This is a genomic window from Thioflexithrix psekupsensis, from assembly GCF_002149925.1.
GTDB classification, from domain to species: domain Bacteria; phylum Pseudomonadota; class Gammaproteobacteria; order Beggiatoales; family Beggiatoaceae; genus Thioflexithrix; species Thioflexithrix psekupsensis.
In genome coordinates this window covers 1-20,954 of record NZ_MSLT01000007.1, presented here as the reverse complement: position 1 = coordinate 20,954, position 20,954 = coordinate 1, and the positions used below count along the sequence as shown (strand labels likewise).

Annotated in this window: 21 protein-coding genes; 14 read left to right on the top strand and 7 right to left on the bottom strand. The window is 39.2% G+C overall.

Annotated elements, in window-relative coordinates:
- Window position 1 precedes the first annotated feature (1 nt).
- On the bottom strand, window positions 2-1,561 hold the full coding sequence (pap, locus tag TPSD3_RS04470; RefSeq protein WP_086487396.1) for a polyphosphate:AMP phosphotransferase: 1,560 nt from the start codon (window positions 1,559-1,561) through the stop codon (window positions 2-4).
- Window positions 1,562-1,731: 170 nt separating this feature from the next.
- Here pap and gspK point away from each other — a divergent pair, with 170 nt between their 5' ends.
- Entirely contained in the window at window positions 1,732-2,649 is a 918-nt protein-coding gene (gspK, locus tag TPSD3_RS04465; RefSeq protein WP_176329730.1) for a type II secretion system minor pseudopilin GspK, read from the top strand.
- A 17-nt stretch (window positions 2,650-2,666) separates the two neighbouring features.
- On the opposite strand, the gene TPSD3_RS04460 is transcribed toward gspK, so the two are convergent.
- Together TPSD3_RS04460 and TPSD3_RS04455 are read right to left on the bottom strand one after the other, a co-directional pair.
- Entirely contained in the window at window positions 2,667-3,164 is a 498-nt protein-coding gene (locus TPSD3_RS04460) for a hypothetical protein (protein WP_086487394.1), read from the bottom strand.
- Window positions 3,165-3,252: 88 nt separating this feature from the next.
- The gene (locus tag TPSD3_RS04455) at window positions 3,253-4,392 is read right to left on the bottom strand and encodes a DNA-methyltransferase (RefSeq protein WP_086487393.1); all 1,140 of its coding nucleotides are present in this window, start codon (window positions 4,390-4,392) and stop codon (window positions 3,253-3,255) included.
- A 576-nt stretch (window positions 4,393-4,968) separates the two neighbouring features.
- Between TPSD3_RS04455 and gyrB the strand changes: the two genes are divergently transcribed.
- The 9 genes from gyrB (at window position 4,969) to TPSD3_RS04410 (ending at window position 14,080) form a co-directional block, all read left to right on the top strand.
- Window positions 4,969-7,392 carry a DNA topoisomerase (ATP-hydrolyzing) subunit B gene (gyrB, locus tag TPSD3_RS04450; RefSeq protein ID WP_086487392.1) on the top strand — a complete coding sequence of 808 codons (2,424 nt, stop codon included), beginning with the start codon at window positions 4,969-4,971 and terminating at the stop codon, window positions 7,390-7,392.
- A gap of 21 nt (window positions 7,393-7,413) precedes the next feature.
- Entirely contained in the window at window positions 7,414-7,785 is a 372-nt protein-coding gene (locus TPSD3_RS04445) for a hypothetical protein (protein WP_086487391.1), read from the top strand.
- Window positions 7,786-7,804: 19 nt separating this feature from the next.
- Window positions 7,805-8,830 (top strand): aminopeptidase, encoded by a 1,026-nt coding sequence (locus TPSD3_RS04440; RefSeq protein ID WP_176329729.1) that lies wholly within the window; start codon window positions 7,805-7,807, stop codon window positions 8,828-8,830.
- A 149-nt stretch (window positions 8,831-8,979) separates the two neighbouring features.
- Complete coding sequence (locus TPSD3_RS18110) at window positions 8,980-9,810, top strand: peptidylprolyl isomerase (protein ID WP_086487389.1); 831 nt, start codon at window positions 8,980-8,982, stop codon at window positions 9,808-9,810.
- Window positions 9,811-9,966: 156 nt separating this feature from the next.
- A complete protein-coding gene (gene rlmB / locus TPSD3_RS04430) occupies window positions 9,967-10,716 on the top strand; it encodes a 23S rRNA (guanosine(2251)-2'-O)-methyltransferase RlmB (RefSeq protein WP_086487506.1) in 750 nt (249 codons plus the stop codon).
- Between the two features lie 58 nt (window positions 10,717-10,774).
- Window positions 10,775-11,713, top strand: coding sequence for an NAD-dependent epimerase/dehydratase family protein (locus tag TPSD3_RS04425; protein WP_086487388.1), 939 nt, complete (start codon window positions 10,775-10,777; stop codon window positions 11,711-11,713).
- Window positions 11,714-13,012 (top strand): NAD(P)/FAD-dependent oxidoreductase, encoded by a 1,299-nt coding sequence (locus tag TPSD3_RS04420; RefSeq protein WP_245391519.1) that lies wholly within the window; start codon window positions 11,714-11,716, stop codon window positions 13,010-13,012.
- Window positions 13,009-13,425 carry a GtrA family protein gene (locus TPSD3_RS04415; protein ID WP_086487387.1) on the top strand — a complete coding sequence of 139 codons (417 nt, stop codon included), beginning with the start codon at window positions 13,009-13,011 and terminating at the stop codon, window positions 13,423-13,425. Before TPSD3_RS04420 ends, TPSD3_RS04415 begins: the two co-directional genes overlap by 4 nt.
- Window positions 13,415-14,080: a class I SAM-dependent methyltransferase gene (locus tag TPSD3_RS04410; protein WP_086487386.1), complete on the top strand. Its 666-nt coding sequence runs from the start codon at window positions 13,415-13,417 to the stop codon at window positions 14,078-14,080. The genes TPSD3_RS04415 and TPSD3_RS04410 overlap by 11 nt, the downstream gene beginning before the upstream one ends.
- A gap of 344 nt (window positions 14,081-14,424) precedes the next feature.
- Here the strand turns inward: TPSD3_RS04410 and TPSD3_RS04405 are convergent, their stop codons facing one another.
- Window positions 14,425-16,101 (bottom strand): hypothetical protein, encoded by a 1,677-nt coding sequence (locus tag TPSD3_RS04405; RefSeq protein ID WP_086487385.1) that lies wholly within the window; start codon window positions 16,099-16,101, stop codon window positions 14,425-14,427.
- Between the two features lie 216 nt (window positions 16,102-16,317).
- Between TPSD3_RS04405 and TPSD3_RS04400 the strand changes: the two genes are divergently transcribed.
- Together TPSD3_RS04400 and TPSD3_RS04395 are read left to right on the top strand one after the other, a co-directional pair.
- Window positions 16,318-17,136, top strand: a complete 819-nt coding sequence (locus TPSD3_RS04400) for a protein kinase domain-containing protein (RefSeq protein ID WP_176329728.1) — start codon at window positions 16,318-16,320, stop codon at window positions 17,134-17,136.
- Window positions 17,129-17,314, top strand: a complete 186-nt coding sequence (locus TPSD3_RS04395) for a hypothetical protein (protein WP_140048481.1) — start codon at window positions 17,129-17,131, stop codon at window positions 17,312-17,314. Before TPSD3_RS04400 ends, TPSD3_RS04395 begins: the two co-directional genes overlap by 8 nt.
- Window positions 17,315-17,370: 56 nt before the next feature.
- Here the strand turns inward: TPSD3_RS04395 and TPSD3_RS04390 are convergent, their stop codons facing one another.
- Together TPSD3_RS04390 and TPSD3_RS17445 are read right to left on the bottom strand one after the other, a co-directional pair.
- The gene (locus tag TPSD3_RS04390; protein WP_176329727.1) at window positions 17,371-18,222 is read right to left on the bottom strand and encodes an IS630 family transposase; all 852 of its coding nucleotides are present in this window, start codon (window positions 18,220-18,222) and stop codon (window positions 17,371-17,373) included.
- Window positions 18,223-18,229: 7 nt separating this feature from the next.
- Window positions 18,230-18,400 (bottom strand): hypothetical protein, encoded by a 171-nt coding sequence (locus TPSD3_RS17445; RefSeq protein ID WP_176329726.1) that lies wholly within the window; start codon window positions 18,398-18,400, stop codon window positions 18,230-18,232.
- Between the two features lie 269 nt (window positions 18,401-18,669).
- Here TPSD3_RS17445 and TPSD3_RS04385 point away from each other — a divergent pair, with 269 nt between their 5' ends.
- Both TPSD3_RS04385 and TPSD3_RS04380 read left to right on the top strand, forming a co-directional pair.
- The gene (locus tag TPSD3_RS04385) at window positions 18,670-19,158 is read left to right on the top strand and encodes a hypothetical protein (RefSeq protein WP_086487381.1); all 489 of its coding nucleotides are present in this window, start codon (window positions 18,670-18,672) and stop codon (window positions 19,156-19,158) included.
- Between the two features lie 174 nt (window positions 19,159-19,332).
- A complete protein-coding gene (locus TPSD3_RS04380; protein WP_140048479.1) occupies window positions 19,333-20,124 on the top strand; it encodes a hypothetical protein in 792 nt (263 codons plus the stop codon).
- An 85-nt stretch (window positions 20,125-20,209) separates the two neighbouring features.
- On the opposite strand, the gene tatC is transcribed toward TPSD3_RS04380, so the two are convergent.
- Window positions 20,210-20,950 (bottom strand): twin-arginine translocase subunit TatC, encoded by a 741-nt coding sequence (gene tatC / locus TPSD3_RS04375; protein ID WP_086487504.1) that lies wholly within the window; start codon window positions 20,948-20,950, stop codon window positions 20,210-20,212.
- Between the last annotated feature and the right edge of the window lie 4 nt (window positions 20,951-20,954).

Genomic DNA, 20,954 nt, shown 5'->3' with positions numbered 1-20,954 from the left:
ACTATTTGGACTTGGATTTAGGCTTTAATTTACTCTCTGGACAAGGTTTTTCTTCTTGATGCAAACCCAGTTCTTTTTCCAAATGCAAGCACACTGTTTGCAGCACTTTTAACCGCGCAAAACGTTTGTCATTTCCCGCGACTAAAATCCATGGCGCAAATTCCGTACTGGTTCTGGCCACCATGTCATCAATTGCCGTGACATAATCATCCCATTTTTCCCGATTACGCCAATCTTCTTCAGTAATTTTATGGCGTTTATAAGGAACGGCTTCGCGCTCTTTAAAGCGTTTTAGCTGCTCATCGGGATCGATGTGTAACCAGAATTTTAAGACAATAATTCCGTGTTTAGCCAGATTTTCTTCAAAACCGTTAATTTCTAAATAAGCGCGTTTCCATTCCATTTCCGTTGCAAAACCTTCTACCCGCTCCACCAGAACACGCCCATACCATGAACGGTCATAAATGGTGACTCTGCCTGCTCGTGGAATATGTCGCCAAAAACGCCACAAATAATGATGATTACGCTCTTCATCGGTGGGCGCGGAGGTAGAAATAACGCGATACAAACGCGCATCCATCGCTTGCGTCATGCGGCGAATACTGCCGCCTTTTCCTGCGGCATCCCAGCCTTCTAGCACCAGCAAAGTAGAACGTTGTTGCCGGTGTGCTTCCCACGCCAAGCGGTGCAATTGTCCTTGATACAGGCTTAATTGTTTTTCATATTCTTTATCGGCAATGGTTTGGCTGAGATCAACGGTGTCTAATACGGTACGGGTTTTTTTACCCGCATTAAAATTGCTAATGGCAGCGGTTGCGGGTCGATTTTTTCTTGAGAATTCATCGGCTTGTTGTTGTGCTAAGACTTGATTTAGATTGTCTAACACACTTTGCGCAACGGTTAAATCTCGATAGCGGGCGTTGGTGGATTCGACAATTTGCCACGGGGCGTTGCCTGAATCAGTATGACGAATGGCGCGCTCGGCAGCTCGCATAAAAGATTCGTATAAGTTCACATGTTGCCAATCTCGCTCAGAAACACTACGGCGCGTGTTGGGATCGTCGGCGAGTTTTTGTAAACGCTGCTGTTGTTCATCTTTCGGCAAATGAAGCCAGTATTTTAAAATTAACGCCCCATCTTCCACTAACATCGTTTCAAAACGACGAATTTGAATCAACATTTCATCCATTTGCGCCGGTTCAATATCGCCATAAGCCAGCGACTGAATCGGATCAACGTACCAGCCGCCAAAAAAAATACCAATCCGTCCCCGTGCCGGTAATTGTCGCCAATATCGCCAAAAGTGAGGGCGTGATTGTTCTTCGTCGGTTGGGGTGTCAATGGCGATGGTTTCGATGCCGCGTGGATCGAGCCACTCATTTAGGGCATTCACCACATCTCCGCGCCCTGCGCCATCCACACCCGAAATAATAATGATCACCGGCGTTTTGGTTTGGCTGAGGGCAAATTGGGCTTGTAACAATTGCGCTCGTAATTCAGGCACTTGGGCTTTGTAAGTTTCTTTACTGATTTTACGTCCTACTTCGGCGGCTTCAAACATGCTGTTATCCTTTTTTTTATTTATAAGACCTGATCGTTTTTTTAAAATAAACACGTGTCGTGACTGTTCATTATAGAATGATTCCACATAGAATGGCATTTTAATGAAAAAAGCGGCCGATTTTATGGGTTATTCGGTCATCATTGGGGAAAACAGGGGCAGCGATGCGCATGCAACAACAACGTGGAGTGGCTTTATTAATTGCTTTGTTGATCATGGCGACGGTGACGGTGATCGCGGTGGCCGCGTCGAATCGGCAGCAAACGGATATTTATCGAACGGCTTATGATTTAAACCAACAGCAAGCCTTGCATTATGTCATAGGGGCTGAGTTGTGGGCGAAACAAATTTTATGGCGCGACCGTCAAGCCAGTGCGGTTGATCATTGGCAGGAAGTGTGGGCGATGCAGTTGCCGCCGACTGTGGTAGAAGGGGGTTATTTATCGGGTTATTTAGTGGATTTGCAAGGGCGTTTTAATATTAATAATTTAATGCCTAAAGAGGGTGAAGTTAATTCAGTGGCTAAGGAACGATTTCAACGTTTATTAGCCCAATTAGATTTATCCGAATATTTATTAGATGCGATAATTGATTGGTTGGATGCGGATCAAAATGTGACCTTACACGGTGGTGCGGAGGACAATACTTATTTGTTAAAAAATCCGCCTTATCGTGCGGCGAATCAGCAATTATTTAGTGTTTCTGAACTGCGGTTACTTCATGGTTTTACTGCTGAAATGGTGGAAAAGTTAGAACCTTATGTGACAGTTTTACCTTATGTGACGGCGATTAATATTAATACGGCATCAGAAGAAGTTTTAATGACATTATCGCCTACATTAGAACGAGAAAAAATTAAACAATTAATAGTAGAACGGGAACGGCGTTTTTTTCCCAGTGTCACTGAATTTTTACAACATTCTGCTTTTGCGGGCATTGAATTAAATCCCGATCAATTAACAGTGCAATCCGATTTTTTCTTACTCCACGCCGAAGCGCATATTGACCATAGCCAAGTGCGTCGTTTGAGTTTATTGCGACGGGGGGAGAATGGCGTGTGGGTAGTGGGGCGGGGAGCTAATATGTGAATTGGATACTTACCTCTTTAACCCTCCCTCTTAATTTCCCCATTCACTTTTAAATCAATAATTTCTAAACTTTCTAAGCCGTCATTATCCACGACTTTAACGGCGATTTGAAAAGAACCTGTTTTAAATTTATGGCTTTGTTTGCCGTCTTTATCAATCATGATGGTGGCTTTAAAACCATTTTCCGCTTGATACGCAAAATCCCACGCATAAAATTCAATACCTGCATCCGATTCGCCAGTGGCAATAAATTCGATTTCGCGTAATTCTTTATTGTCCAATCCTAAATCGTTAAATGTAACGGTTAGTTTTGGTTTTTTCGCAATAGGAATAATTTGCTCAACGGTGATTAATTCGATAATTAAATTATCTTGGTTTTTTAACCGCGCCACTTCTTGAATTGCGCCTTTATTGAAACTAAACGCAATAATAATTCCTACAGATTTTTTAGCGGCTTGATTTTCTTCAAATTTTTTACCATCAAATCGCTTACATACCAAAAAGATATGATTCATAGAATCCTTAATTTGTCATAATCAGAATTTACAGACACAAAAATTTTCAAAATTTATTCTTGTAAGTCGTTTATTTTAAACAGATTTTTTATTCTTTAATTCTGAAAATCTTAAAATTCTGTAAATTCTGATTCTGACAGAAAAATTTTATGAATGACTTAATTTTGGTACAGGCAGATTGAAAATTATCAACCACATTACGCCCAATATTATCCGAACGTTTCACTTGAATAGGCACGCCGTCGCGGGTTTTGCCGTCAATACCTAAATCGCTGCGTTGTTTAATATTAGAAACACCGCCGTATTGTTGAATAATCCAGCTTTCAAATTCAAAGGCATTAGAATAACGCAAGGTATCATAATCGTATTTATGTAATTGTACGGTGAATGGTTTTGAGAGTAAATCTTGTTGTTTTTGCAAGCGCAATTCGGAAACTTTAATGGCTTGCACGGATTGATCAATACCTATCCATTGGCGTTTTAATTTATCGGCTACTGCCACGGTTGTTCCGCCGCCGACAAAGGGGTCTAATATCACATCATTTTCGTTAGAGGCGCATAAAATAATGCGTTCTAATAAGGCTTCTGGTTTTTGTGTGGGGTAGCCGATGCGCTGAGTTTTGTCAGCAGGTTGCAACATAGAAATACGCCAAACATCATCAACAGTTTTTTCTTCTGTTTCAATATATTGAACCTTTCCAAATTCGTCTTTGGCATTGACTATTTTGCCTTTTTCTTTGTCCCATACTCGCTTAATCTGTTTAATTTTTGCATCTCTTTTTTCTCGTTGCTTATAAAATGTAAATTTCTTACCTTTTGCATACCAGTAAATTACATCGTGATTGGCTGCTAACTTATTAATATTTCCTTGAAATTTATTATAATAATACCAAATAATTTCATTAACATATCCAGACTGTCCAAAAATTTTATCCAAAATAAACACCCGAATATACGCATCCGCGTGCCAATCGCAATGCAGAAAAATAGAACCCGTTGATTTTAAAATGCGGTGCATTTCTTCAACCCGTTCTTTTAACCACGCAATATAATGATCAATTCCACCCGACCAGCGATCTTCAAAACTGCGAATTTCTCCCTTATCACCCCAAATCACCTCATAATTACGATTCGAGAAAAAAGGCGGGTCTAAATAAATTAAATCCACCGATTCGGATTCTAAAGTTTTTAAGATTTCTAAATTATCGCCTAATAAAAGTTTGTTCATGATATTATCCAAAAATTTAAGCAATTAACGGAATTGGGAGCTTCGGGAATATTCTGCACTAAGTACCTAAAGGAAAATAATCTGGCATATCAACATTTCTACCGCCCCCCAGCCCCCTCCTGCTAGGAGGGGGAGAAAGAGGTTATTTTTATGGTTAAAATTTAACAAGATAACCTCATCTCTTCTTTTCTTCTTTCCCCCTCCTAGCAGGAGGGGGGTAGGGGGGCGGTAGAAATGTGAAAATTCTGAACGCTTTTAATACCTTAATATTTTTATTTAACGACTTATAAGTATTTCTATCGTTTTTTCTTCTACTATACCAAAAAGATGTGGTTTATAGAATCTTTATTTTGTCAGAATCAGAATTGACAGAATGAAAGAATTTTCAAAATTGATTCTTGCCAGTGGTTTATTTTTAGCAGATTTTTTATTTTTTAATTCTGAAAATCCTGAAATTCTGTCAATTCTGATTCTGACAGAAAAGTTTTATATCGGTTTATACAAACAATTCAACTAAGGTCATAAAAATGTTAGAATAGTACCAAGACTTAACTCCAAAATTTATGGATGGACACAATGACAGAAATAACAGAATCCACATCACCAACATCAACTTACGATTCAAGCAATATCCAAGTTCTCAAAGGCTTAGAAGCAGTGAGAGTGCGGCCAGGGATGTATGTAGGAAATACAGATGACGGCACAGGGTTGCATCATTTGGTGTTTGAATTGGTTGACAACGCCATTGACGAAGCCTTAGCCGGCTATTGCAGTGCGATTCAAGTGATTATTCACAGCGACAATTCCATCACCGTCAACGACAATGGGCGCGGAATTCCCGTTGATTTTCATCAAGGCGAAGGGCGATCAGCGGCTGAAGTGGTCATGACTGTATTGCACGCGGGCGGGAAATTTGACGAAAATTCTTACAAAGTCTCAGGAGGCTTGCATGGCGTAGGGGTCTCTGTGGTCAATGCCTTATCCGAACATTTGCGCCTCACCATCTACCGAGACGGCAAAATTCACCAACAAGAATATTGTCACGGTGTACCACAAATGCCTTTAACCGTTGTGGGCGATACGGAAAAAACAGGCACAGAAATCCGTTTTAAACCCAGCATAGAGACGTTTAAACTCATCGAATTTCACTATGATATTTTGGCCAAACGTTTGCGCGAATTATCTTTTTTAAATCCTGGCGTGCGCATTTTCTTACAAGAAGAAAGCACCACGAAAGAAGATTTATTTGAATATCAAGGGGGCATTCGTTCATTTGTTGAGTTATTAAATGAAAAGAAAACGCCCTTACATCCTTCCGTGTTATATTTTAATAGCAAGCAAGAAAAAATTGCTATTGAAGTGGCGATGCAATGGAACGATTCTTATCAAGAAAATATTTTTTGTTTCACCAATAATATTCCCCAGCGAGATGGTGGCACACATTTAACGGGATTTCGTGCGGCATTAACGCGGACGTTCAACACCTATTTACAACAAGAAGGCTTATTAAAAAAAGCCAAAGTTGAGACCAGTGGTGATGATATTCGAGAGGGATTAACGGCTGTTATTTCGGTTAAAGTGCATGATCCAAAATTCTCCTCACAAACCAAAGAAAAATTAGTATCCAGCGAAGTAAAAACCGCGGTAGAAAGTGCTGTGGGCGATTATTTAGAACATTTTTTACAAGAACATCCCCAAGAAACCAAATCTATCGCCAGCAAGATTATTGATGCAGCCAGAGCGCGAGAAGCCGCACGCCGAGCGCGAGAAGTCACGCGGCGTAAAACTGCACTGGATGTTGCGGGTTTACCGGGGAAATTAGCCGATTGTCAAGAAAAAGACCCTGCGTTATCCGAATTATTTATTGTGGAAGGGGATTCAGCGGGCGGCTCGGCTAAACAAGGACGCGACCGTAAATATCAGGCCATTCTTCCGTTAAAAGGGAAGATATTAAACGTAGAAAAAGCCCGATTTGATAAGATGCTCAGTTCTGCTGAAGTAGGGACATTAATTACTGCATTAGGTTGTGGGATTGGCAAAGAGGAATATAACCCTGATAAATTGCGTTATCATCGCATTATTATCATGAGTGATGCGGACGTTGATGGCGCGCATATTCGGACGTTATTATTAACCTTTTTTTATCGTCAAATGCCAGAGTTAATTGAGCGCGGTTATATTTATATAGCCCAGCCGCCTTTGTACAAAGTCAGTAAAGGCAAACAAGAGCGTTATGTCAAAGATGATCGGGCATTAAATGATTATTTATTAAATCTGGCTTTGCAAGGGGCTGAATTGCATTTAGACGCAGATTCTCCTGCCTTATCGCACACGGCATTAACGGAATTAGCCGAGCAGTATTTGCGCGTAATGGAAATGATACAACGCTTGTCGCGTCGTTTGCCGGCGGCGATTTTGGAATTAATGATTGATTTACCGCCGTTATTAGAGGTGGAATTAATGCAATCGGCTAAAGTGCAAGCGTGGTTTGCGCAATTAAAACAAGCGACATTGGCTTTACCTGCCGAATATGAATTAGATTTAACGATTCAAGATGTTGAATTTTCCATTGGCATGACCAGCGTGCAGCATGGAATTAGCAATACTCATTTATTACAGCACCATTTCTTTAAATCCGCAGAATATCGACATTTGCTTGATTTAGGCAGTAAATTGCGTGATTTATTGCAGGCGGGAGCTTACGTGCAACGGGGAGAGAAACGGCAAACCGTGAGCCATTTTCGCCAAGTCATCACGTGGCTAATGGACGAAGGCAAACGTGGGCTGCATATTCAACGTTACAAAGGTTTAGGGGAAATGAATCCCAGCCAATTGTGGGAAACCACCATGAATGCTGAAACGCGCAATTTATTGCAAGTGCGTATTGAAGATGCGATTAAAACCGATGAGATTTTTACAACATTGATGGGCGATCAAGTTGAACCTCGTCGAGAATTTATTGAGAAAAATGCCTTATTGGTCTCTAATTTAGACACGTAATAAAAGCGAAAATGAGGGTTAATGATCATGACATTATTACCGATGTTTAGCCTAATGTTAAGTGGCTTATGTGTTTCTTTGTCGTTGCCTGCGCACGCTTTAATGGTGAATAATGAGCAAACGCCTATTCCTTTAAGCGAAGTGATTGCCGAAAGTGAGGAAACCTTGCATTTTAACGGTAAAATCACGTATGTCGATGTTGAAGGTGGATTTTACGGCATTACCGCGGATGATGGGCGTAGATTTATGCCCACAAATTTGCCAGATAAATTTAAACAAGCAGAATTAGCCGTTGCCGTACAAGCGGTGATCGCGGAAGATGTCATCGGCATTCACATGTGGGGGCAATCTATTGAATTGCTGCAAATTGACGTGTTATCGGTGGTTTATTAAGTTTTTTGGTATGCTGTTAATGGTGTCGTTATTAACGGGATTATTAAATGGATGTAGTGGCGTACATTATTATAGCCAAGCGGTGGGAGGTCAATGGGATATTTGGCAACGTACCCAAGCCATTTCTCACTTGTTATTAGACGAGTCCATTGATGACACATTAAAGCAGCGTTTTAATGATATTTTAGCGATGCGGGCGTTTGCCAGCCGCGAATTGCACCTGCCTGATAATGACAGTTATCGCCATTATGCGGATTTGCAACGCCCTTATGTGGTGTGGTCGGTGTTTGCCACGCCTGAGTTTTCTTTAACGCCTAAACAATGGTGTTTTTGGTTTGTGGGTTGTGTCACTTATCGCGGTTATTTTTCTCAAACCGAAGCTGAAACATTTGCCGATTCATTAAGCGCAGAAGGGAATGATGTTTATGTGGCAGGCATTGCGGCTTATTCCACGTTAGGTTGGTTTGCTGATCCTGTGTTAAATACCATGTTGCATTGGTCAGATTGGCGATTGGCGGGTTTAATTTTTCACGAATTAGCCCATCAACAATTATATATTGCCAATGATACGGCTTTTAACGAAGCCTTTGCCATGACGGTAGAATATGAAGGGATTAAACGTTGGTTATTATTTCGTCGTGATGAGGCGCAATGGCAAGAGTATCAACGGTGGTTAAATTACCAACACGATTTTAATCAACTCATTCTTGATTTTCGTCAAGAATTAGACGCATTATATCAAGAATCTTTAGAACCCTCATTGATGGCATTCGCCAAACAAAATAAATTCGCACAATTACAACAACGTTATCAAGAATTAAAAACGCAACGTTGGGATAATTTTTCAGGTTATGATCGTTGGTTTAATGAGGTGAATAATGCCAAATTAAATTCCGTCATGACTTATCAGCAATATGTCCCCGCATTACAAACCTTATTAGCCCAGCAAGAAGGGGATTTATTGGCGTTTTATCAAGCGGCGGCGCAATTGGGAGCATTATCATTTGCCCAACGGCAGGCTTATTTAGCGCAATTGAGCGAGTAATTTTTTTTATCATTGCGATTTTGCGCAATTTTATCTGCCATGGGGCTTGTGTTAGACTACTGTTTTCTGGCTGTTGGTTTTGTCTTTAATTAGGGTCAATTCAAGCCATCTTTAATTTACATTGAAAACAACGCAGGCTTTAACTCACTATGAAACATGTTATCACTTTATTTTTTCTCTTTTCGCTATTTTACAACAGCGTCGCCGATGAAGCACGCATAGAAGCCACGCTCATCACGCAGCATGGGCAGATAGTGTTAGAACTTTTTCCCAATGAAGCTCCTATTACGGTGGCTAATTTTCTTAATTACAGCCAGCAAGGATTTTACGACAATACCTTATTTCATCGGGTTATTCCTGATTTTATGGTGCAAGGGGGTGGTTTTTCTGCGACTTTTGAGAAAAAGGAAACTGCCGATCCGATTAAAAACGAAGCGGACAATGGTTTATTGAACGTGCGGGGTACAGTGGCGATGTCTCGCGCTTCTGAACCCGATTCAGCCACGTCGCAATTTTTTATTAATATCAATAACAATACTTTTCTCGATCACAAGGCAAAAACGCCCACTGATTGGGGTTATGCGGTATTCGGGCGCGTGGTGGCGGGAATGGAGGTGGTGGATAAAATTCAATCCGTGCCTGTTGGGGCTGTTCCGCCGCATTTTGCCCGTCACGCGCCTTTGAATCCTGTGGTTTTGGAAAAAGTGGTGTTGAACGAAACGGCAATACGTTGGCTCGCGTCACCAGAAACTGTGACTATTGTATCACCAAAACCTGACGATACGTTGGAAAAATTAGCCGAAGCAGAAAAACAAGAAAAAGAAGCCGCTAAAGTGGCTGAATCCGTTGAACAAGTGGAAACTGCTCCAGCCACTACCCCCCCAAATCCCCCTGCTGTCGAAACCGCAGAAAGCACAATGACTGCTTCTGACGCGCCCACGCCCTCTGATGTTCCAGAAGCGCATCCTGCGCGGAATTGAGGGAATGGGACTGTTTTTTTTACCGCTCCTCAACCCTCGCTTGTGCGGGAGCGGTTAAATACTCATTCTGATTTGGGTAAAATAAGTGTTTTATCATCGTGTTATTTTGCCATTTCTTTTGCCATTTCAATTTTCACCCCAACGAATCAATTAATAATGACCCAATCTCATTCGGATTATATTTTTGGATTGCATCCAGCGCGCCACGCATTAACAGAAGACATTGATCGCGTATTAGAAATTTGGATTCAACAAGGACGCACTGATCAACGTATTGAATCTTTACTGGAATTAGCCAAACAACAACAATTAGCGGTGCAAATTGTGCCGCGTAAAACTTTGGATAAACTCAGTGAAAATGGGCATCATCAAGGGATTGTGATTCGTTGTCGGGCAGCGGTGGTTTTAGACCAAGCCGATTTAGCCGAATTATTAGCGGCAAAAACGACGGGTGCGCCTTTGCTTTTGGTTTTAGACGGCATACAAGACCCGCATAATTTAGGTGCGTGCCTACGCACTGCTGATGCGGCGGGCGTTGATGCGGTGATTATTCCGAAAAATCGCGCTTGTGGTTTATCGGCGACGGTGCGTAAAGTTGCCAGTGGCGCGGCTGTTCCAGTTATACAAGTTACCAATTTGGCGCAAACTTTACAATGGTTACAAACGCAAGGTATTTGGTTAATTGGTACGACAGATCAAGCGGAGCAAAGCGTATATGATTTGTCTTTGACGGGTGCGATAGCGTGGGTTTTAGGTGCAGAAGGCGATGGTTTACGCACTTTAACGCAAAATCGTTGCGATTATTTAGCCCATCTTCCCATGTTAGGACGGGTGGAAAGCCTTAATGTTTCCGTGGCAACAGGAATTTGCCTGTATGAGACGGTAAGACAGCGGCGGAATCATTAACCCATCCATTACCGATTTCCCCCATCATTCAATGACGATTTTTTCAGACGAGATATAAATGAATTCAAAAAAAATCATTTTGCCCGGTGGAGCGGGTTTAGTGGGACAAAATGTGGTCGTTTATTTAAAACAACAAGGCTATCATCACATTGTTGTGTTGGATAAGCATCGCAATAATTTGGAGATAATGCGCCGTTTGCACCCGGATATTGTCATTGAATATGCGGATTTAGCCGAATCGGGCGCGTGGGAACAGCATTTTGCTGATGCTGCCGCCGTCGTCATGTTACAAGCACAAATTGGCGGATTAGAATCTGAAGTATTTTTTAGAAACAATGTCACCAGCACCGAATGCGTGTTGGCCGCCATGCACCAGTATCACGTGCCTTTTTTGGTTCATATTAGCTCTTCAGTGGTGATGTCGCTGGCGTGTGACGATTATACAGAAACCAAGAAAATTCAAGAAGATAGAGTTAAATCCAGCGGTATTGAACACGTGATTTTACGTCCAACGCTGATGTTTGGTTGGTTTGATCGCAAACATTTAGGCTGGTTATCTCGTTTTATGCAGAAAGTGCCACTATTTCCCATTCCCGGTAACGGTAAATATATGCGGCAACCGCTTTATGTGGGAGATTTCGCACATATTATTATCCGTTGTTTAGAAAATCCTATTAAAAATGAAACGTTTAATATTTCTGGTTTAGAACGGATTGATTATATAGACATGATCCGTGTGATTAAAAAAACCATTCATGCCAAAAGTCACATTATTAAAATTCCCTATTCTTTATTTTATTTTCTGCTTTATACGTGGGGATTATTTGATAAAGACCCGCCTTTTACCGTGAAACAATTAAAAGCTTTAGTCACTCATGATGAATTTGAAGTCATTGATTGGCCAAGTATTTTTAATGTTACTCCGACACCATTTGCACAAGCCGTTGCGCAAACTTTTTGTCACCCTGAATTTAGTCATGTTATTTTGGAGTTTTAGGTGACCATTGATTCAAAAAGAATTGCGGTATTAGGCGCAGGCCCGATGGGATTAGCAGTGGCTTATCAATTGGCACTGGATGGATATATTCCTGTTGTTTTTGAAGCGGATGATCGAGTGGGCGGAATGACGGCTTGTTTTGATTTTTCTGGGGTAAAAATTGAGCGTTATTATCACTTTCATTGCACTTCAGATAATGCGCTTTTTACGCTATTAGAAGAATTGGATTTAGCCGATCACCTGTGTTGGACATCAACGCGCATGGGCTATTATTTTCAAGGTCGCTTGCAAAACTGGGGCGATCCGTGGGCTTTGCTGACATTTTCGGGTTTAAGTCTGTTGGCAAAAATTCGCTATGGATTACATGCGTTTTTCGCGGCTAAACGCAATCATTGGCAGGATTTAGACAAAAAAGATGCTGTGACTTGGATTCGCAGTTGGGTGGGGGAGGAGGCTTATCGCACCTTGTGGCAGCCTTTATTTCAGTATAAATTTTACCATTACACCGATCAATTGTCCGCGGCATGGATTTGGAGCCGCATCCGACGCATTGGCCGCTCTCGTTATCATTTATTTAAAGAAAAATTAGGCTATTTAACAGGTGGATCAAACACTTTATTAGACGCACTAAAAAATAAAATTGAAGCCTTAAATGGAGAAATTTTGTTAAAAACGCCCGTGCAAAAAGTCGTAATAAGTCATGGAAAAGTGCAAGGTATTCAAACAAATGAGCAATTTTATCCTTTTGAACGGGTCATTAGTACCATTCCATTGCCTTATGTGCCGCAATTAATGCCTGATTTACCCGAAACCATTTTACAACAATTTAAAGCCATTCATAATATTGCTGTGGTTTGTGTGATTGTAAAGTTAAAAAGAGCATTAACGGATTATTTTTGGTTGAATATTAATAATGAAACAATGGATATTCCGGGCTTAGTTGAATACACTAATTTGCAGCCGATTGAGGGATGCCATATTGTTTACATTCCTTTTTATATGCCGGGGGATCATCCTCATTATCGAGACGATAATGCAGTTTTTTTACATAAAGTGAAGCGTTATTTAATGACCATTAATCCTGATTTAATAGAAGAAGATTTTATTGAGCTTCGTGCCAGTCGTTATCGTTTTGCGCAGCCGATTTGTTCACCTGAATTTTTAAAAACATTACCGCCTGTGGCTTTACCAATTAAAGGCTTATGGGTAGCGGATACTTCTTATTATTATCCTGAAGATCGTGGCATTTCAGAAAGCGTTGCTTTTGGGAGAAAAATGGCTAAGGACGCAATATTGTGATTCGTTATTTTTTTAGTATGCAATTTTTAGGATTTATTATGGTGGGAGGGACTGCGGCTTTATTGCATTGGTTAGCGCGAATTATTTTAAATCATTGGATGTCTTTTGCATGGGCGGTATTATTGGCTTATGGCATTGGAATGATGGTTGCGTTTCTTCTCAATAGTATTTTTGTTTTTCCTCATGCTCAAAAACCAAAATGGCAGCAAGCCCGTGATTTTGTGGGGGTTAATTTGGCTTTTTTACCTTTAGTTTGGGGAGCGGCTGTTTTTTTGGAATATTTATTTCAAATTTTTGGAATGTTGTTTTATCCGCAAGCTATTGCGCATGGTATTGCGGTGGCTATTCCGATGTTAGCGACGTTTTTAATTTACAAATTTTTTACCTTTAAAGATACCGAATATGGACGCTGATCATTTAGCAGAATTATATAAAATTCGTTTCGCCGATAACCAATTGCCAAGAAAAAATGCCATTTGGCAGGTAATTTGTCAGGATTATTTACAAGCATTTATTCCCCCACAAGCCACTGTGGTGGATGTGGCTTGTGGTTATGGTGAATTTATTAATCATATTCAAGCCCAGCGAAAAATTGCCCTAGATTTAAATCCAGACAGTGTGCATTTCTTACAACCCAATATTGAATTTAAACAATGCGCCGCATCCGAAATGGGATCAATTATTCAAGAAAGTGCAGATGTGGTATTTACTTCTAATTTTTTAGAACATTTACCCCATAAACAGGCATTAGAACATTTTTTAGATCAAGTGTGGTGTGCGCTTAAACCGGGTGGACGTTATTTTATTCTGGGGCCGAATTTGCGTTATTTAGCGGGCGAATATTGGGATTTTTATGATCATCATTTGGGTTTAACGGATCGTTCATTAAGTGAAGTTTTGCAGCTAAAAAACTTTACGATTCAGCTAAAAATTGCGCGTTTCTTACCTTATACCACGCAAGGTCGTTTGCCGACTCATCCCTTGTTAGTGAAATGGTATTTAAAAATGCCCTGGGCGTGGCCATTTTTTGGAAAACAATTTTTTATTATTGCGCAAAAACCTTATTAAAACTTTTGTCCGTTTTTATATTTTGTTTGAATCAGAATTTTCAGAATTAATTTTGTACCTATACCAAAATTAAGTCATTCATAAAATTTTTCTGTCAGAATCAGAATTTACAGAATTTTCGGATTTTCAGAATTAAAGAATTAAAAATCGATTAAAAATAAACGACTTGCAAGAGTCAATTTTGAAAATTCTTTAATTCTGTAAATTCTGATTCTGACAAAATAAGGATTCTATGAATCATATCTTTTTGGTATATCATTTATTTTTTTATTTTTCAAAGCGCGTTGATTTTGTCAATTCTTTAATTTTGAAAATTCTGATTCTAACAAAAGAAGCATCTTTTTTTATCTCATATCGTTTGTTGATTTACAGGTTAAACGGTAGTATTTCTGTTCAATTCGCAGTAATCGCCTTAATCCCATTTCTGTTAAACCCAGCGGCAATTCCACACCTTTGCGAAAACGATCATCCAGTCGTTTGTCTTCGCTGTAGGCTAAGTCGTGTTGTTGGATGTGGACGATGTCGGCGGCGAGGTCTTTTGTAATTTCTACACAAGGGCTGTTGAAAGCGCAAATAGTAGCTAAAGGGGTAGTGACGGCCGCACTGTGAACTTGGATACGGTATTTTTGGTTTTCTACCAGCGGAGTTAAGGTAAAATTAAAGTTGGCTTCATCAAAGAAAATGCAGTTGGGTTGTACGGTTAAATGAAAATAATGATCGGCAAAAACTTCAATTAATGGCAAATGAACAATTTTTAGTTGATTGGCAAGGGTTTTTAATTCAGCATTCATTTTTGGATCAGTAGTTTTTAACCAACCATATTCTAATACGTTTAATTGGCTATGGCAGGTGTGTAAAGAAAAACCCCGCGCCGCTGCACCTAATAACCAAAGTAATTGGCATTGTAATAAAGTTAATTCAAGTTGTTTATAAGGCTTTTCTTTGCCATTAATTCCTTTGCGTAAAGGGGTTTGATTGGTTAAAGGTAGCGTGATGCGATCACTGTCTTTTGTAAATAAATAATGTCGCGTAAAACTCGCAGGTAATGCGGTTAATTGTGTTAAAAAATCCTGTTCATTGTAGGCTAAATGATGTTTGAAAATGTGCATATTTGTTTTATGACCTGCCACTTGTTTTCCTGCCCATAATTCTTCTTGAGTAAAACGGGTAAAGTGATAAGGATTGTTTTGTTCTTTTTGTACTAATTTTAAAAATCCTGTTAAGGTTAATTGGATTTCAAAATAGTGTACGGTATATTCGGTGTAAGAATAATCTGCGGCAGTCCCTGCTAACCAGCAACAAGGTTTTAAGGCTTGCCAATGGGTAAATTCATAATCTTCTTCATATTCTAAGTCTGTTTCTTCAGTAATTTCCCTTTTTAAAGCCATTTCAAATGCGGCCAACGGCAATTGTTGCAGTTGGTTCAGTCGCGTCATGACGGCGGCGGGTGCAATGTCGCAAGCCGCGACATCTTCATAACACACTCGTCCTCCAATTAAGACATATTCGCCGTGATTATCCCGAATTTTGCTCATTTCGCGGCGATGTAATAAAAAATGTTGTCCCAATTTGAACCACGCCGCCGCAATAGCAACAAAGCGAATCGGGGCGGGTTTTTCACCACGATGTTGTTGTACGCGGCGAGTTTCTAAAGCAGCAAGTAATTCATGTTGTTGATCCACAGTATGCGAATGTTCGTAGCGATCACTGCGCCAAAAAGTGGCAGGCAATAGTTGTACGTCAGAATCAAGTAAGGTTTGTAGCAGGGAAAGGACAAATAAACGCGCAGGAAATGAGATAAATTGCCACTGCTGTTGGGCTAATACAGCAGGTTCGAGGGTGGCTGTGCTGCTGAGTAGGCGTTCAATCAGGTCAAGTAAAACAGCAACCGCTTGGGGATCATTGCCTGTATTTTGTAAAGCATGTTGTAGTTGTTCTCGACTGACAGAAGTATGGTGTCCGCCTTCTTGACTGTATTGGGGAAGGTGTGTTATTAGGCTGTGCAACAGTTGAGCAAACATGTATTATTATTCCTTATTCGGTTAATTTTTCTGTCCGACTGGTTGTCAGAAAAAATGCAGTCGATAAACGGGATTAAAACTATAGTAAAATGCTTGGTTTTTTAATTAAACAGTTGTTTTCTAAAATAATAAAAAATACTTGTTATTTTTTTATCCGAATTGTTATTATTTTTCTAAGTTTTTTATTATATTCTTCTAATGACTATGGTAAATTTTATGTTAATGATTTATCACACTGCTGATCATGGTGACTTCCAAGTCATTCGTCAATTAGGCGAAGGGGGAAGTGGTTCTTTGGTGTATGAAGTCAGTGCGGTTGCTGATTCGCATCAGCGTTTTGCGTTAAAGCATTTGTGTAAATTAAAACGCAGTGAGCATGAAATGCAGTTTAGACGCTTTGAGAATGAAATGCGTTTTGCCGCAAAGCACACGCATGACCATCTGTTGCGAGCGGTAACGACCGATTTTGTCACCGTTGATGGTGAGGCACAGCCGTTTTATGTGATGCCATTGTATCCAAAAACCTTGAAGGATTTGATCGCCGAAGATTTGGCACATGATCGCGTGTTACCGTTATTTCATCAATTATTGGATGGGGTTGAGTATTTAAATCAGTTTGCCTTTGTGCATCGAGATTTGAAACCCGAAAATATTTTTTATGATGCAGTAAATGATCGGTTAATCATTGCAGATTTTGGCATCACGGATTTTACAGCGAGTGCTGATTTTGCTTTGGTGGAAACGGAAGTGGGTGTGCGTTTGATGAGTGCGCGTTATGGTTCGCCAGAGCAGGTACACATGGGATATAAGCCACATCCGTTTTTTCGAGATTCGGGAGAAATTGGGTTAGCGGCGGATATTTATGCGTTGGGGGCGATTTTACATGAGATGTTTACGCGAGAAATGATGTCGTCGCCTAATGCGTATGACTCAATTGTGGAATATGTGATTTATCAGATGTACCGCTCTATTTTTGGGGATTTGCCGTATTTGGATTTGGACGGGGTTGATTATGGATTTTACGGTGATGCGTAAGCGGTTGACGATTAAAGGTAAATATGTGCGGGTGTTTGATTGGATTGAGCAGGTTAAGGCGAATTATGGTTATTTAGACGAGTTGTGTCGTTTGATGACGATTAAAAATGTACATCGACGAATTGCAACAATTAAGGATATTCGGTGTTTTTTGGAAACGCGGGATCGGTTTTGTTAGGTTTTATATACCAAAATTATGTGAGATATAAAAACAAATTAAGTTCTAATATCTAGCTAGATATTAGGTATAAGATACTGTTTAATTTTATTAAACTTAAACACTTTACCTGACAAAAAGGTCTCAAACATACTAGTGACTTCTTCAAAGCTTGATAGACGATGAAAATTCTTTCTGACCCAATTCTTACCTTGAAGCCAAATATCCTCGACTGGATTTTGCTCTGGTGCATTGGGCGCAAATCTTAATAAACGAACTTTCCATTCTGATTCTGGAAGTCCCCCATTTAATTTCTCTAAATAAGTTCTTAAACCTTCAGAACGATGATAACTTGCACCATCCCAAATAATCACATGACGGGCTTCTTTATATCTGTAAATGAGCCAGTTAATAAAGTCTATCGTATATTTTGTATCAGCTTTCTTTGCCCTATCTAAAATAAATTCTCCCGTATAAATATTCACCGCTCCATACCACGTTTGAGAAGTGCGATAATTACTCATCTTTATTGACGTTCTTTCTCCTTTTTTCGACCAAACATAAGCACAAATATCTCCCCACAACTGATGGCTTTCGTCTTGCATCCAGTACATTACCTCTCCACTTTCTATCTGTTCACGCTCCTTATCTATTAAATCCTTAATCTCTTTTTTTTTAGCTTCTACTTTTACCTCATCTTTTGCCGAATTCTCTTTGTGTGTCTTCTTATAACTTAAATTCGCTTCTTCTAATAATTTAGTATAAGAAGTATTTGAAGAATAGAAAACATCATACTCCTCTTTTAAGTATCTCTTTAGTTCCTCTATTGTTATTGTCTTCTTTTCTTGTATCCAATTAATCACATCTTCTCGTTCACGCGGCTTTAAATACCCTGGCGAGCCTTTATACGCTAACTTTAATCCTTCCACCCTGACGCTAAATAAATGGCTTCCATTTATCCACAAATTGCACACTGACACAATACGCTAAAGCCGCTTCCGCACGCACAAAACCAAGCAAAGACATTCTTACTGCCATCGCTCGCTTCACTTCTCTCGCTTCACCTGTTGACATTAACTCTTCTAAATCTTCATATCTTTTGTTCATTATTCTCTCCTATTTGAAAAGTATTATTATACGACTCTGAAAAAATTGGTATATCTGCCAAAAGTTTTACCAAACATTTGCCAAACCATTGCTCTATACTTTGCTGCTTTAATTGTTGGAGTGTTCGACATGCCTACAGACAAACAAAATAATTCAAGAATAAAAATTTCTAATTTAAAAAGAAAAAATTAATCTTTATTAGACAATAATGTAAATAGAATAAGCAGCCAAAAAACACTTCAATTAGAATTGGATGTGGCGGGTGGTTTGTGTCTCGATTGAAAGAGAGTATCTCCGAAGAAACTTTCTTGAAATTGCAAACCATTTACAAGGCAAGTCCTGCTGCAATTCCTGAACAGCTTTGGTATCAACCCTATGAAGTTTTTAATCAAGATTTAATTAATCGAGGAATCATTAAGGGAGCATTAAGCACAGAAGTGGCTTTATTTCCAGAGAAAGGAAGTATTTCTCTAAAGTTACTGGGCAACTTAACAGATCGCATTGATAGTGCGGAAAAATTGCTTCAGATTATGAGTGGATATTGGGAGTTATTTACTTACTCAACGAGCTTTATCGATAAACAAACAATTAGTTATGATCTGTTGGAATGCAATGGCATTAATGAATCAGGTAATATAAAATGCTTAATTATAAATAATCATTCAAAATTTGAAGGCTTTTGTATTAGAGTGGGAACTAAGCTATATTTTACCTTTGAGGATGTTTTATATGGTAATGAAATGGTTTATTATTTCTAATATTCCAGAAAGATTAGATCGGCTTGAATTTACTGGAGTCACCAGCTTTTTATCTTATAAAATGGCTGAACCAAGTGCCATGAAAATCTTATTTCGCAAACTTAATTCAATCCAAGATTTGGAGAAAAATATGCTATTCCTTTAACCGAAAACTTAGCACAAATGGCGTTTAATGTGGAGCAAGTCATTAATGCCAATAAAAGCAGATTTTCTGAAATATTAGATTCTATTGATAATTACATTCCTTTACATGCCATTCCCTATGGATTAACGACCACAAATCATCACACTAAGTTACAAAGAGATAAGTTAGTTTTTGAGGAGTTAGCTCATTTAATTAATGGGTTGAGTCATATTGGTGCAATAGAAAGAGATTGTTTAGAAGATTATTTTTCTCTACTTAAAAATGCAATTCTTAACCAAAGCTATCATTTTATAAAACCTGCTCAATATTATAAACGGATTTCTTATTTAGCAGAAAATACACAAAAAAATATCATTGCAACTTATCTACATGATACTCACCATTATCAAAATGGAGAAATTAGTTCATTTAGCCAATATTATTTTTCTATTCAGAAAAAGTTAATTATAGAAAAAAATATTTCTGTAAAACGACTTTTTATTACTCGGAAAGAACAACCTGATGAACGTCTACTGATGCGAATGTACCAAGAGCAACAGGCAGGCATTGAGGTTTTATATTTACGTGAGCAAGATTGGGTTGAGCCTAGCTTATTAGAAAAAACAGGAGTTTTAGATTTAGCTATTTTTGACGAAAAAATAGCTATTATTCTTACTGGCAGAGAGTGTTTTTCTCAGGCACAATCAACAACAATGGTTTCCAATCTTTCCAAGATTCAACAATACATCGAATTATTCAACGCCAATTGGGATATTGCCCGCCCGCTGACTACTGAACAAATCAATTCTATTCATCCCACTCGGATGCAATATAAGCAATAATCACTTGCCTTTTTCATCTTGTTCTAAGCGTGCTAATTCGGCATCCATTTGTTCTGGAGTTAAGGGTTTATATTCATCGTTATTGTCATTGGTTTCTTTTGGTACGAAACGTCTGGAGAAAAAACACACCTGCTTCAAATAATATCCAAATAGGAACTGCCAATAGCGTTTGTGAAATCACATCAGGCGGAGTCATTAACATCCCAATAATAAACGCCGCAACAATAATGTAAGGCCGCTTTTCAATCAATTCATCAGGCGTAACCATCCCCATACGCACCAGCAAAATCGTCGCAATCGGCACCTCAAAAGCAATTCCAAACGCAAAAAACATCTTTAACACAAAATCTAAATAACGACTAATATCCGTCATCATAGAAACCCCATCAGGTGTCATGCTGATCATGAAACTAAACACCAATGGAAACACCACAAAATACGCAAATGCCATTCCTAAATAAAATAACAATGTGCTAGAAATAAGCAGGGGATACATGAGTTGTTTTTCATGATCATAAAGCCCCGGTGCCACAAATCCCCACACATGATAAAAAATATAAGGAATGGCAATAAAAATCGCTAACACCAATGTTAATTTAAACGGAGTAAAAAAAGGTGAAGCCACATCAATCGCAATCATTTGTGTGCCTTCAGGCATAAAACGCAATAACGGATCAGCGAGTAGAGAAAATAAACTATTCGCAAAAGGCATTAATGCCAATAAAATAACCAACACCACCAATACAATTTGTAATAAACGATTACGAATTTCAACGAGGTGTTCAACAAACGACATACTGCCGTCTTGAGAGGAATGTTCAGTCATACTG